Below are 12,806 nucleotides of genomic sequence, written 5' to 3'. Positions count from 1 at the left end.
GCGGCGGAGGGAAGGCGTGGCGTCGAACGAGACCGACCACCGCGGCTCGTCCGTCGCCCGGCTCCCCGCGCGCCTCGTCGCGCGGCTGATGGCGTGGCGGAACGACGACAGCGACCGCTCGGTGGCGCAGCGCTCGGCCGGCGCGGCGTTCCTGATCCGCGTCGCCAGCGCCGGCATCGTGTTCGTCACCCAGATCCTGCTGGCCCGCTGGATGGGCCGCTACGAGTTCGGCATCTATGTCGCCGTGTGGGCCTGGGTCAGCGTGCTCGGGCCGATCGGCCCGCTCGGCATCGCCTATTCGGCCCAGCGCTTCATCCCGCAATACCGCATGCGCGAGGACGGCGCCGGCCTGCGCGGCTTCCTGCGCGGCAGCCGCTGGCTCTGCCTCGCCTTCGGCACCGTGATCGGCGGCCTGCTCGCCGGCGGCGTCTGGCTGCTCGCCGGCCGGGTGCCGGCCGACCACGTCGTGCCGTTCCTGATCGCCGCCCTGATCCTGCCGGTGTTCACGCTCGGCTCCGCCCAGGACGGCATCGCCCGCTCGTTCGACTGGATCGACCTCGCGCTGGTGCCGGTCTACATCCTGCAGCCGGTGCTGATCCTCGCCGTCATGGGGGGGCTGTACGCCTCCGGCGGCCCGATGGACGCGGTGGCGGCGCTCGCCACCGCCTGCGCGGCCATGTGGCTGGTGACCCTGGTGCAGGCCGCGGTGATGAACCGGCGGCTGCGCCGTGCGGTACCGTCCGGGCCGCGCCGCTACGAGATCGGCGTCTGGCTGAGGACCGCGCTGCCGATCTTCCTGGCCGACAGCTTCTTCCTGATCCTGTTCTACGTCGACATGTTGATGCTGCAGCTCTATGTCGGCCCGCAGGAGATCGCCGTCTACTACGCCGCCAGCAAGACGCTGTCGCTCGTCCATTTCGTGTCGTTCGCGGTGGGCGCCGCGGTGGCGCACCGCTTCAGCGCCTATCACGTCGCCGGCGAGCGCGAGAAGCTGGAGAGCTTCATCGGCGACGCGGTGCGCTGGACGTTCTGGCCGACGCTCGCCTTCGGGGCCGTGCTGGTGGCGCTCGGCAAGCCGATCCTGATGCTGTTCGGTCCCGGCTTCGACGCCGGCTATCCGCTGATCTGGATCATCGTGACCGGGCTCGTGGCCCGCAGCGCCGTCGGCCCGGCGGAGCGGCTCCTCAACATGACCGGGCAGCAGCCGCTGTGCGCCGCCGTCTACGCGGCCGCACTCGTCGTCAACGTCACGCTGTGCGTGATCCTCATCCCGCGGCTCGGCATTCTCGGCGCCGCCTGGGCGACCGCGACCGCCGTGATGGTCGAGTCGGTCCTGCTGTTCACGGTGGTGAAGTGGCGCCTCGGCCTGCACGCCTTCGTCTGGCGCCCGCGGCGGCGCGGCTGACCATGGGACCGGACGGCAGCCCGTACCGGACCGCATGGGTGCCGCTCGCCGATCTCGCGGCGCGCCGCGATGCATGGGCGGCGCTGGCCGCCGGCGCCATCGTTCCGAACGTCTTCTATGCACCCGCCTTCGCTCTCGCGGCCACGCCGCTCCACGGCCGCGGGGTGGGCGCCATCGTGATACGCGACGCCGAAGACCGCCTCGTCGGCCTGTTCCCGATGCGGCTGTCGCGGACCCGCTGGGGCGTGCCGCTTCCTCTGATGGTCGGCTGGACGCATCCGTTCGCGCCGCTCGGCACCCCGCTGCTCGATCCGGGCGACCCGGCCGGCGTCGTCGGCGCGGCGGTCGACCACCTGGCCCGGGCACATCCCGGCGTGCCGCTGCTGCTTCCCTGCTGTCCGGCCGACGGCCCGGTCGCCGCCGCGCTCGACGCGGCGATCGCCCGGCGCGGCGGCCGCCAGGCGGCGTTCGGCGTCCATGCGCGGGCCGAGCTGAGGTCGCCGTCCGGGCCGGACGCGCCGCCCGCGATCCTCGATCCCCGTGCCAAGGAGCACGCCCGCCAGCGCCGCCGCCTCGCCGAGCGCGGCGCGCCGACCTTCGATCTCGCCCGCGGCCCGGCGGCGCGCGAGGCCTTGGCCGACTTCTTCGCCCTGGAGGCGCAGGGCTGGAAGGGGCGGGCCGGCACGGCCGCCGCGTCGCGGCCCGCCGAGCTGGCCATGATGACCGAGGCGGTGACGGGGCTCGCCGAGACGCCCGGCGCCGGCGCCCTGGTGGCGCGGCTGCGGCTCGACGGCCGGCCGATCGCCGCCGGCGTCGTGCTGACCAGCGGCCGCGCGGCGTGGTTCTGGAAGACCGCCTACGACGAGACGCTGGCGAAGTTCTCCCCCGGCGTCCTGCTGACGCTCGACCTCTCGGCGGCGCTGCTGCGCGAACCCGACATCGACGTGGTCGATTCCTGCGCGGTCGAGAACCATCCGATGATCGACCGCCTGTGGCCCGGGCGGCGGGCCCTGTCGGACCGGCTGATCGGCCAGTCGACCGGCCCCGGCTTCGCTCTCGCCTGCCGGCTGGAGACGCTGCGGCGCAGGCTGATCACGACAGCCAGGCAGGCCCGCGACCGGCTGCGGGGACGGTGAAGAACCCCCTCAGCGGATCGACAGCTGCGGCATCGGCATGCCCCAGCGGTGCGGCTGGCCCGGACCGGCCGCAGCCGGACCTCCGGCCGGGCCCGGACCCGCGTCGGCGCGCTTGTCGGGCGCCGCCATGATCAGGGCCCAGAACACCTTGTACTTGGTGCCGGGGGCGTAGACGGCGCCGATGCCCATGTGGGTCGCGCCCTTGGCCAGCATGTTGGCGCGGTGGGGCGGCGAGTCGCGCCAGCCCGAGAACGCCTCGGCCAGCGTGTGATAGCCGGCCGACACGTTCTCGACCGCCATGCTGGCGTCGAATCCCGAGGTCGAGATCCGGGTCTTGAAGTCGCGCCCGACATTGTGGTCGAGCTTGTTCTTCGCCGCCATCGCCTGCGCCTGCTCCTCGGCGAGCCGCATCAGGGTCGGGTCGAGCGACACGGCGCCGAGCCCGTTGTTGCGGCGATAGCCCGAGATCATCGAGGCCGCGGCGGCCGGATCGAGCTGACCGCCCTTGGCGAGGTTCTGGTAGAAACTCGGCTCGCCCGCCGGCGGATCGCGATCGCCGGCGCAGCCGGCGAGCAGGAGCGCACCGGCGCCGGCGCCGAGCGCGGCGAGCCGCAGGACGGCGCGCCGGTGCGGGCGGGCGGAGGCGGGGAACGGACAGGCGGACGTCATCGCTTCGCTTCCTCGAGCGCGGGCTCTTCGAGCAGGGGTGGACCCGGCACGCGCTCCTCGTGGATCGGATAGGGGATCTTGATGCCGGCCTCGCGGAACTTCTGCAGCACCGCGACGTGCAGGTCGCTCTTCACCGAGAGGCCGTTCTCGACATTGGAGAGGATGCAGCGCAACTCGAAGTCGAGGCCGATCTCGCCGAAGCCGAGCAGGAAGACGCCGGGCGGCGGCGCCTTCAGCACCAGCGGGTGGGCGCGGGCGCAGCCGGCGAGGATCTCGCGCACCTGCGCGACGTCGCTGTCGTAGGCGACCCGCACCTTCAGCGTGACGCGGCCGAGCGTGTTGGCGTGCGTCCAGTTCTTCACCGAGGAGGTGATGAACTCGGCGTTCGGGATGATCACGCTGGCGCGGTCGAAGGTCTCGATCTCGGTGGCTCGCACGCTGATCTTGCGCACGAAGCCCTCCTCGTTCTTGACCACCACCCAGTCGCCGACCCGGATCGGCCGCTCGGCGAGCAGGATCAGGCCGGAGACGAAGTTCTGCACGATCGACTGCAGGCCGAAGCCGATGCCGACCGACAGCGCGCCGGCGATCAGGGCGATCTTCTGCAGGTCGATGCCGATCGCGCCGAGCACCGCGGCGAGCACGCCGATCAGGCCGGCATATCCGAACAGCGCCGCGATCGAATGCTGCAGGCCGGGATCGAGCGCGGTGCGGGGCAGGAAGCTCGTCTGCAGCCAGCGCTGCGCGCCGCGCACCGCCAGCACGCCGATCAACAGGATCGCGATGGCGCCCAGGATGGTCTGGATCGAGATGGTGACGCCGCCGACCTGCCAGCCGAAGGCCGCTTCGGCGACGCGGCTCAGCACGTCGTCGGCGAACACGCCCCACGGACCGAGCACGGCCAGGATGACGAGGAGCAGCAGCGCGACCCGGATGATGCCGGAGAGCAGCGTCGAGATGAGATCGAGGCCGCGATGCGACAGGCCGAGCAGCGCCGCGACGGCGCGGCCGCGCTCGCTGGTGCTCGACAGCACTTGCCCGAACAGCGCGTCGACGAAGGCGTCGAGCACGATCAGCGCACCGGTGAGCGTCAGCACGATCACCAGCCGGCTCGCCACGAAAGCGGAGAGCGCGATGTAGCCCGTGGCCAGCGGAATCAGCATGCCGGCGACGAAGACGGCGAGCACGACCCGGATCCGGATGCCGCCCTGGCCGGGGCCGGGCTGCGCGTCGGCGACGACGCTGCTGCGGGCGGTGCGCCACATGAAGTGGAAGGCGATCGCCGCGGTGACGAGCGCCAGCAGGGCGCTGGTCGCGACCGTCAGGGCGATCGGCGCCGTCGTCGTCCTGTGCAGCAGATTGAGGAAGGCGGCGAGGCCGAGCATGCGGGCCGCCCAGGTGAGATGGCTGGTGGCGCGCGCCGCCTCGGCGTCCGACCAGGCGAACAGGCGCCGCCCCGGCTCGCCGGGCGCGAACAGCGCCAGGGCGACGGCGCGGCCGGTGCTGGCCGCCAGCACCGCGAGCGCGAGGCCGACTCCGATCGCCTTGATCCAGGCCGGCATCAGGCCGAAATTCTCCAGCACCAGCACGGTGACCAGCACGGCGGCCGGCATCGCCGCGGCATGCACGACGAGCACCAGCAGGGCCTGGAAGGCGCGGCCGAACGATGCCGCCAGGCCTTCCTCGACCAGGCGGTGGCGCAGCCAGCGGATCAGCAGCACGGCGGCGAGTGCGAACCCGGCGAGCGTCAGGAGCGCGCCGACCACGTTGGCGGCGCTGGCCGCATTGCTGGCATAGAGCCACCAGGCGCGGACGAGCTGGACGACGCGCCCGGTCTCGGACGGGATGCCGTCCGAGAGGTCCGACCAGAAGGTGCGGTTGAACAGGCCGGGGCTGCGGGCGAGCAGCTCCTTGGTGAACAGGCCGCGGCGCAGATCCGTCACCTTGGTCGAGGCGTCGTCGGCGCGCTGGATCAGCAGGCGGGCCTGCTTGAGCGCGGCGTCGACCTCGCTCTGGCGCTTCTGCAGCTTCGCGCGCTCGGCGGCGAGGCCGGCGTCCTCCTTGGGCTCGTCGCCCTCGGGCGCGTCGCCGAGCTGCTTGAGCTGGGCCGTGACCTGGTTGAGCTCGTCCTCGAGGGCCTGGGCGGCGTCGCGCAGGTCGGAGCGCATCGGGGTCAGCCGCCGGCGCATCTCGGCGAGCGTGTCCTCGAAATGGCTCTCGGCGGCGAGCGCCTTCTCGATCTCGTCGAGCGCGGCCCGGTTCGTCTCCAGGCTGGCGGCGGCCGGCGTGTCGGGCTTGGCGGCGGGCGGTGGCGTCGGCGCGGTCTTCTCCGCGCCGGCCGGTTTCTTCGCCGCCGCGGGCGGCGCCGTGCGGGTCGGCTGCTGTGGCTGCGGCTGGGATTGCTGCTGCTGCGGTTGCGCGGCCGTCTGGGCTGCCGCGTCGGGGCCGGCCGCGAGGGCGCCCATCAGCACGGCGGCGAGCATCAGCCACGCCGCCGTCATCGCCCGGCCGACGCCGAGTGTCCGGCGCCCCGGCCGTTCCGTCGATCGCATTCCCCGCCCCCGTTCGTCCCGTTCGTTCAGCGACGCCGCGCCCGTGCCCCGATCCGGACCGGCACCGGCTCCGCCGTGTCCGTCACCGGCGCCGCAGCCGCGCGGCCGGGGCCGCCCTCGCCGTCGCCGAGCCGCATGATCGCCGAGCCCATCACCCAGCTGCCCAGCGTGATGGCGAAGCCGAACAGCAGCAGCCCGACCGCCACCACGGGCGACTGGTCGCCGAGAATCAGCGAGCGCAGCCGGTGGGCGTCGAGCGCCAGCAGGCCGGCGACCGCCAGGACGGCGATCACGAGGCCGATCGCGAGGTTGATCGCGAGCAGGCGCAGCAAGGGCTGCCGCAGCAGCCGGACGATGTGCCGCTCGGAACGCACGGGCATGGTCGGGGTGGAATGCAGGGCCATCGTGGGGGTCCTCCGCCGGCGGCCCGCGCCGGCGGGCCCCGGTTCCTTATGGCCCAACCCGGAAAGCCGTGTCGAGCCGCCCGTCCGGGTGGACCGGATTCGCGGCCAAACCAAGGAGGCGGCCGGGCGGCGCCCGGCCGGGGACGCCGGCCGGGCACGCGCCGAGCCGCGTCCGCCCGGCCATGCGGCCGGAGGGCACGGGGTCCGGGAGACGTCGCGGAGGGGTCGTGAAGGAGGGGAGAGCGCGTGCCGGCCCGCGGACGCGGTCAGTTGCCGCCGCCGGAGAAGACGGCGCGCAGCTCGCGGTCGGGACCGAGGTCCTCGATGCTCTCGATGGCGAGCAGCTCGGCCAGCCGGGTGCGGGCCCGGTTGACGCGGCTCTTGATGGTGCCGACGGCGCAGCCGCAGATCTCGGCCGCCTCCTCGTAGGAGAAGCCGGAGGCGCCGACCAGCACCAGCGCCTCGCGCTGATCGGCCGGCAGCTTGTTGAGGGCCTCGCGGAACTCCTCGAACTCGACGCGGCTCGCCTGCTCGGGCTGGGTCTTCATCGAGTCGGCATAGGCACCGTCCGAATCCGGCACCTCGCGGCGCCGCTTGCGGTATTCCGAGCGGAACAGGTTGCGCAGGATGGTGAACAGCCACGCCGACATGTTGGTGCCGGGCTCGAACGAATCGAGATTGGCCCAGGCGCGCAGCAGCGTCTCCTGCACCAGGTCGTCGGCGCGGTCGACATTCGCCGAGAGCGAGATGGCGAAGGCGCGCAGTGACGGCACCGCCGCGAGCATCGCCTCGCGCACCGACGCGTCGTCACGCGACGTGACGCTTCCGGGGGCGCTCCGACTCATTCGCCGGCGTCCTTGTCGGCGATCTTGGCCCGCGCGGCCTGGCTGTCGAGATTCCGCAAGAGCTCGGCGAAGCGGTCGGGCACTCCCTGGTCGACGACATCGTCGTAGATGGCCCGGAGCTGCTGCCCGATCTTGGTCTGGATTTCCCGATTCAACGCCGGATCCGGCCTCGCCGAGGAAGACCTCACCTGGACCGCCGATTCCGGCCGCAAAGACTTTCTTTCTTTCATCACTTCCTCACACCGGCGCCCCGCGACCGGGACTGCCGGACCCCGCGAACTTTTGAACCAACTCCGGAAACCTGCCATAGTTCCGGGCTACGGAACTTTTATATCCGCGAGGCGTTCCCTCAGTCTCGCCACTCAGGCCCGGCCCCTGCCGGGCCCTCGACTTCAACATTCGGGAGTTCCAGCTTTGTCGTCGGCGCAAATGGTTGCTCACCATCTTCCGTATCTGCGCCGGTATGCGCGCGCGCTCACCGGCAGCCAAACCTCGGGAGACGCCTACGTCGCCGCCACGCTCGAGGCCATGATCAAGGAGCCGTCGATCATGGGCGACGGCGACAGGCCGAAGGTCGCCCTGTTCCGCTGCTTCACGGCGATCTGGAACTCGCTTCCGGTGAACGGGACCTCCGACCTCGCCGAGCCGGACAGCCCGGCCGAGCGGCGGCTCGGCCAGCTCACCCCCAAGGCCCGGCAGGCCTTCCTGCTGGTGTCGCTGGAAGGCTTCTCGGAGGAGGACGCCGCCGCGATCCTCGACATCGACCTGCCGCGCCTGCGCGCCCTGGTCGAGGAGGCCGGCCGCGAGCTCGCCGCCGAGATCGCCACCGACGTCCTCATCATCGAGGACGAGACCTTCATCGCCCTCGACCTCGAGGGGCTGGTCGAGAGCCTCGGCCACCATGTCGTCGGCATCGCCCGCACCCACAGCGAGGCGGTGCAGATCGCCCAGAAGAAGCGCCCCGGCCTGATCCTGGCCGACATCCAGCTCGCCGACGGCAGCTCCGGGCTCGACGCCGTCAACGAGCTGCTCGACACCTTCGAGGTGCCGGTGATCTTCATCACCGCGTATCCGGAGCGCTTCCTCACCGGCCAGCGGCCGGAGCCCGCCTTCCTGATCGCCAAGCCGTTCCAGCCCGCCACCGTCTCGGCCGTGGTCAGCCAGGCGCTGTTCTTCGAGCGCAACGCCACCCGGCGCGAGCGCCGCATCCCGGCCTGATCCAGAGCCCGTTCCCGTTCCGCCCGGGGGTGGCCGTGACCACGGCCGTCCCCCGGCGCGCGGAACGCCGGCCCCGAGGCTTGCGTCCGGCGGGGCGACCGTGCTCCGCTGGCGCATCCGCTGCTGGCGGCGCTGCTCGGTGGCGCGTGCGAGTGGGCGGCCGGCGCCGTCGGGACTCCCGGAATGAACCCTCCGGGGCCCCGGCCGCCACGAACAGGGCCGCGGTATGGTCCGCGGCTAGGCATCCCGTCCGGATTCGATGAAGACGCCCCTCACCGCCTCCTGCGCGCCGGCCCCGACCGCCGGACAGAGAAAAGGCGTGGTTGACGGAGTCAACCACGCCTTAAATGGCCGGCCGAGCACGGGGGGGGAGGGGGAATGGCGGCCGGTCACAGGGGAAACCGGCGACGGAGCGTTTGGTTCCAGGCTCCGTCGATTTTTTTTGAATTCTTTTTGGGCCCGGTTTCGGAGGCTGCCGTCGGGTGATGCCACCCGGCCTTTTGCAGGAGAAACCAACGGCCGCGCGACCGCGTTCCGCCTCCACGGGACATTTTGGCCGATCACGCCTGTTGCGGCTCCGTCCGGCCCCCAGGGCCTCCGCCGCCGCCAGGCGCTTGCCGGATATCAAGGCGGCGGCGGCGCGGACCGGCAGGATCGCATCGGCCCGAGGCCCCGGAGGGAGTGCAGGTAATGAGCGGCATCGTCGAACGGCTCGGCGTCGGGCCGGAGGGGCTGCCGGCTGCGGCCGACGGCGGGCCGACCGCTCTCGGCGCCCTGCAGCTCACGACCGAGGCGTTCATCGCCTTCAGCTTTCTCGGGATTCTGTTCGGCCTTGTGTGGATCGTGCGGCGCCGGCCGGACCTCGGCCGGGAGTATCGGGCGCTGATCTGGGCCGGTGGCCTGTTCCTGCTCGCGTCGAGCGCCGCCCATCTGCTGGCCGCCATCTCGGCGGTCCTGCCCTGGGCGTGGCCGGCCCGGATCGCCAGCGGCGCCGTGGCGGTTCTGGCCTCCGCCACCGTGGTGCTGCTGCTGCCGCTGCTGCCGCGACTGGCCCGCGCGCCCTCCACGGCCCAGCTCGCCCAGGCCAACGACAGCCTGCGCCGCGAGGTCGCCGGCCACGAGGTGACGCTGCGCGAGCTGGAGACCGTCCAGCGCGAGCTGGAGACCCGGGTGCACGATCGCACCCGCGAGCTCTCCACCGTCAAGGCGCGGCTGGAGACCGCCCTGCGGGGGGCCTATGTGCACGCCTTCTCCCAGGACCGCGAGCTCCGCTACGTCTGGGTCTACGATCCCGGCGGCCACGCCGTCGACGCCATGATCGGCCACACCGACGAGGAGATCTTCCCGGCCGGCGAGCGCGAGGTGATGGCCGCGGTCAAGCGGCGGGTGCTCGACACCGGAACGGCCGAGACCTGCGAGCTCTCCGCGGTGACGCCGCACGAGCGCGCTCTCTATACCGTGCACCTGGAGCCGTCGGTCGGGCTCGACGGCCGGATCGAGGGGCTGACCGGGGCGGCGATCGACATCTCGCGGCTGCGCTCGCTGGAGAGCGAGCAGCGCCGCCTCGCCGACGAGCTGCGCACCGCCCTGCAGCGCTACGAGATCGCGCTGCGCGGCTCGCACATGACGCTGTTCACCCAGGACCGCGAGCTGCGCTTCACATCGATCAGCAACCCGTTGTTCGGACGCGATGTTTCCGAGATCGTCGGACGCACCGACGAGGAGATCCTGCCGGCCGAGAGCCTCGCCCAGTTCGGCGCGCTGGCCCGCAACGCGCTCGCCACCGGCAAGGCGCAGGGCGGCGAGGTCAGCGTCAAGGAGGGCGGCGACACCCGCTGGTACGAGCTGCACGTCGAGCCGCTGCCGGACGCCGACGGCGCCATCACGGGGGTCGCCTGCGCGCTGTTCGACATCACCGAGCGCAAGACCGGCGAAAGCCATCTGCGCCTGCTGATGCGCGAACTGACGCATCGCTCCAAGAACCTGCTGGCCGTGATCCAGGCGATGGCGCGGCAGACCGCCCGCCACGCCGGCAGCATCGAGGCCTTCCTGGACGGCTTCGGGGCCCGCCTGCAGGCGCTCGCCACCTCGCACGACCTGCTGGTCCAGGAGGGCTGGTACGGCGCCTCGCTCGGCGACCTGACGCGGCGGCAGCTCTCCAAGTATCTCGACGGCGCCGCCAGCCGCGTCTCGGTGCAGGGGCCGGCCATCCATCTCAAGCCCGCCGCCGCCCAGAGCTACGGCCTCGCCCTGCACGAGCTCGCCATGAACGCCGAGCGCTACGGCGCCCTCTCGGTGCCGAGCGGCCGCGTCGACGTCGAATGGCACATGCGCCCCGCCACCGCCGAGACCGAGGAGGCGGTCGAGATCCTGTGGGCCGAGACCGGCGGGCCGGACGTGACGGCGCCGGCGAGCCGCGGCTTCGGCAGCCTGGTGGTCGAGAAGAACCTGGCCCGGGCGCTCGACGCCGAGGTGGAGCTCGACTTCGATCCCGGCGGAGTGCGCTGCCGCATGGTGATCCCGGCCACGCATCTTCTGGCGGCGCGCTGACCGCGCCGCCGGCGGAGCATCCCTCCCGGCCCGACGCCCCGCCCCGGGCGCGCCGCCGCAGGACTCCCTGCCGCAGGGCTCCCTGCCGCAACCTTCACGAATCGCCCCGTTGAACCTCACGCGGGCGTGAAGGAACCAAGGAGTTAAGAAGTCGTTATCAGGTCGGACCGTTCACGGGGGCGGTCTGTCGCACGGGGCCTTCTCGGCATATTGGGGCAAACCCATGTGCAAGACGAAAATCCTTTCTGTTGTCGGTGTTTCCGCGATCATCGCCTGGGCCGTCGTGACGGTCGGAGGGGAGCCGGTGTTCGGCGGAACCAGCGCCGAGGCGCAGGCCCGCACGGCCGCGCTGGCGGCGCCCATCGATCGCACACGGAAAAGTGATCGCCTCCCGACGGCCGCGACCACGCGCCCGGAGGCCAAGATCATCTCGACCGTCGAGGTGGTGGGCGTGCGTGACGCCGCCATCGTCTATCGCGACCGCGACGGCCGCGTCCTCTACAAGAGCGACCCGCTGACCAACGCCACCGTGGTGACCAAGGGCGTGGTGCTGCCCGAGGTGACGGTGCGCGAGACCCAGCAGAGCCCGGTCCGCCCGGTGGCGACCGACGCGATCCCGCCGCGTCCGGCCCTGCCGAACCAGCCGGCCGCCAGCTCGAACGCGCCGGCGAAGCCTGCCGCCGCGCCGGCCGGCCGGCCGCGCATCCCGGAAGGCTGCGACCCGGCCGCGAGCCCGATCGCCGCGCCGCAGCTCGCCCACATCCTCAGCAAGTGCCTGGTCGAGGCGCCGACCGCCACCAACGTGAAGCTCGCCGCGCTGATGTGAGCGTGAGGCACCTCACGGTTCGTGCCGGACGGATCTGATCTGAAGACAGCCGGGCGAAAGCCCGGCTGTCTCGCGTTTCGACGTGCCCGATGATCCGCGCACGGGCGATCGGGAGTCCTCCTCCTACGCTGTCCGGCAGATCGCGCGGTCCCGGCCTCTCCCCGCTGGGGAGAGGTGAAGGCCGTGCCACGGGCGAGTCTCAGAACTGATCACCAAACCGGATTACGCCTCCTGATCAGGTCGTCTGATCACGTCGTGGTTCCGACTTTCTGCGATCGCTTTAACGCATGCTTAATTTTCGTCGTTAACGGCACGGAACTCTTTCGCGAGTCGTCCGTTGTAGATGCGGCAGTCGGACTGCCGGGGAACAAGCAGGGGGGATGGACATGGCTCGCTCCGCGAAGCTTTCTCTCGTCATCGGCGCGGTCGCGGTTCTGGCCGGGGCCTCTCTCACGGCCGCCAGGGCCGAGCCGCTCTCGCTGTTCGCGCCGGACGGCTACCGCTCGTCGTCGATCGACCGCTACATCCGCGACGACCGCGTCGACCCGGCGCCGCGCGCCGGCGTGCCGGCGCATCTGCGCCGTCAGGTCGTCGCCTATTCGGGCCCCGAGGCGCCCGGCACCATCATCATCGACACGCCCAACACCTATCTCTACCTGGTGATGCCGGGCGGCAAGGCGATGCGCTACGGCATCGGCGTCGGCCGCGAGGGCTTCACCTGGTCGGGCGTCGAGCACGTCACCCGCATGGCCGAGTGGCCGGACTGGCATCCGCCGGCCGACATGCTGCGCCGCCAGCCCTACCTGCCGCGCTTCATGGCCGGCGGCCCCGGCAATCCGCTCGGCGCCCGCGCCATGTATCTGGGCAGCTCGGTGTATCGCATCCACGGCACCAACGCCCCCGAGACGATCGGCCAGCGCGTGTCGTCCGGCTGCATCCGGCTCGCCAACGAGGACGTGATCGACCTCTACGGCCGGGTGAAGACCGGCGCCAAGGTGGTGGTCATGCCGATGAGCTCGCGCGGCGTCGCCGGCATCTCGGCCCCGCCGGCCCGCACGGCGGACAGCCGGCTCGGCGGCCGCATCAACTGACGCGTTTCCACGGCGGCGGGATCTTCGGACCCCGCCGCTCTTCGTTTCGACTGCCGATTTCGATCAGCCCCTTTCGGCCCGCCCGGTTTCGGGTCCGCAGGCCGCGGCGA

Annotated in this window: 11 protein-coding genes; 6 read left to right on the top strand and 5 right to left on the bottom strand. The window is 72.1% G+C overall.

Translation table 11 applies throughout. The annotated features are described in order from the left end of the window. Nucleotides 1–16: 16 nt before the first annotated feature. Nucleotides 17–1,405, top strand: a complete 1,389-nt coding sequence (locus tag J2S22_RS03430; RefSeq protein ID WP_272775838.1) for a lipopolysaccharide biosynthesis protein — start codon at nt 17–19, stop codon at nt 1,403–1,405. 38 nt (nt 1,406–1,443) lie between these two features. Further along, nucleotides 1,444–2,541 carry a GNAT family N-acetyltransferase gene (locus tag J2S22_RS03425; protein ID WP_272840525.1) on the top strand — a complete coding sequence of 366 codons (1,098 nt, stop codon included), beginning with the start codon at nt 1,444–1,446 and terminating at the stop codon, nt 2,539–2,541. Nucleotides 2,542–2,550: 9 nt separating this feature from the next. On the opposite strand, the gene J2S22_RS03420 is transcribed toward J2S22_RS03425, so the two are convergent. From J2S22_RS03420 to J2S22_RS03400, 5 genes are all read right to left on the bottom strand, one after another. Beyond that, nucleotides 2,551–3,210: a CAP domain-containing protein gene (locus J2S22_RS03420; RefSeq protein WP_307155792.1), complete on the bottom strand. Its 660-nt coding sequence runs from the start codon at nt 3,208–3,210 to the stop codon at nt 2,551–2,553. Continuing rightward, complete coding sequence (locus J2S22_RS03415; RefSeq protein WP_272775840.1) at nt 3,207–5,762, bottom strand: DUF3772 domain-containing protein; 2,556 nt, start codon at nt 5,760–5,762, stop codon at nt 3,207–3,209. Before J2S22_RS03415 ends, J2S22_RS03420 begins: the two co-directional genes overlap by 4 nt. Before the next feature lie 26 nt (nt 5,763–5,788). Continuing rightward, nucleotides 5,789–6,166 carry a hypothetical protein gene (locus J2S22_RS03410; RefSeq protein WP_272775841.1) on the bottom strand — a complete coding sequence of 126 codons (378 nt, stop codon included), beginning with the start codon at nt 6,164–6,166 and terminating at the stop codon, nt 5,789–5,791. 266 nt (nt 6,167–6,432) lie between these two features. Then, entirely contained in the window at nt 6,433–7,011 is a 579-nt protein-coding gene (locus tag J2S22_RS03405; RefSeq protein WP_272775842.1) for a sigma-70 family RNA polymerase sigma factor, read from the bottom strand. Then, nucleotides 7,008–7,241 carry a NepR family anti-sigma factor gene (locus J2S22_RS03400; protein ID WP_272775843.1) on the bottom strand — a complete coding sequence of 78 codons (234 nt, stop codon included), beginning with the start codon at nt 7,239–7,241 and terminating at the stop codon, nt 7,008–7,010. Before J2S22_RS03400 ends, J2S22_RS03405 begins: the two co-directional genes overlap by 4 nt. Before the next feature lie 184 nt (nt 7,242–7,425). On the opposite strand from J2S22_RS03400, the gene J2S22_RS03395 reads away from it, so the two are divergent. From J2S22_RS03395 to J2S22_RS03380, 4 genes are all read left to right on the top strand, one after another. After that, nucleotides 7,426–8,229, top strand: coding sequence for a response regulator (locus J2S22_RS03395; protein WP_272775844.1), 804 nt, complete (start codon nt 7,426–7,428; stop codon nt 8,227–8,229). 690 nt (nt 8,230–8,919) lie between these two features. Then, a complete protein-coding gene (locus tag J2S22_RS03390; RefSeq protein ID WP_272775845.1) occupies nt 8,920–10,779 on the top strand; it encodes a PAS domain-containing HWE histidine kinase family protein in 1,860 nt (619 codons plus the stop codon). A gap of 223 nt (nt 10,780–11,002) precedes the next feature. Beyond that, complete coding sequence (locus tag J2S22_RS03385) at nt 11,003–11,605, top strand: hypothetical protein (protein ID WP_272775846.1); 603 nt, start codon at nt 11,003–11,005, stop codon at nt 11,603–11,605. 386 nt (nt 11,606–11,991) lie between these two features. Continuing rightward, the gene (locus tag J2S22_RS03380; protein ID WP_307155791.1) at nt 11,992–12,696 is read left to right on the top strand and encodes a L,D-transpeptidase; all 705 of its coding nucleotides are present in this window, start codon (nt 11,992–11,994) and stop codon (nt 12,694–12,696) included. Nucleotides 12,697–12,806: the final 110 nt, after the last annotated feature.

Origin of the sequence: Rhodoplanes tepidamans, assembly GCF_030813915.1 — a bacterium.
Lineage (GTDB): Bacteria > Pseudomonadota > Alphaproteobacteria > Rhizobiales > Xanthobacteraceae > Rhodoplanes > Rhodoplanes tepidamans.
Note: the sequence above shows the minus strand (reverse complement) of the source record. Positions and strands in the feature narration are given on the sequence as shown.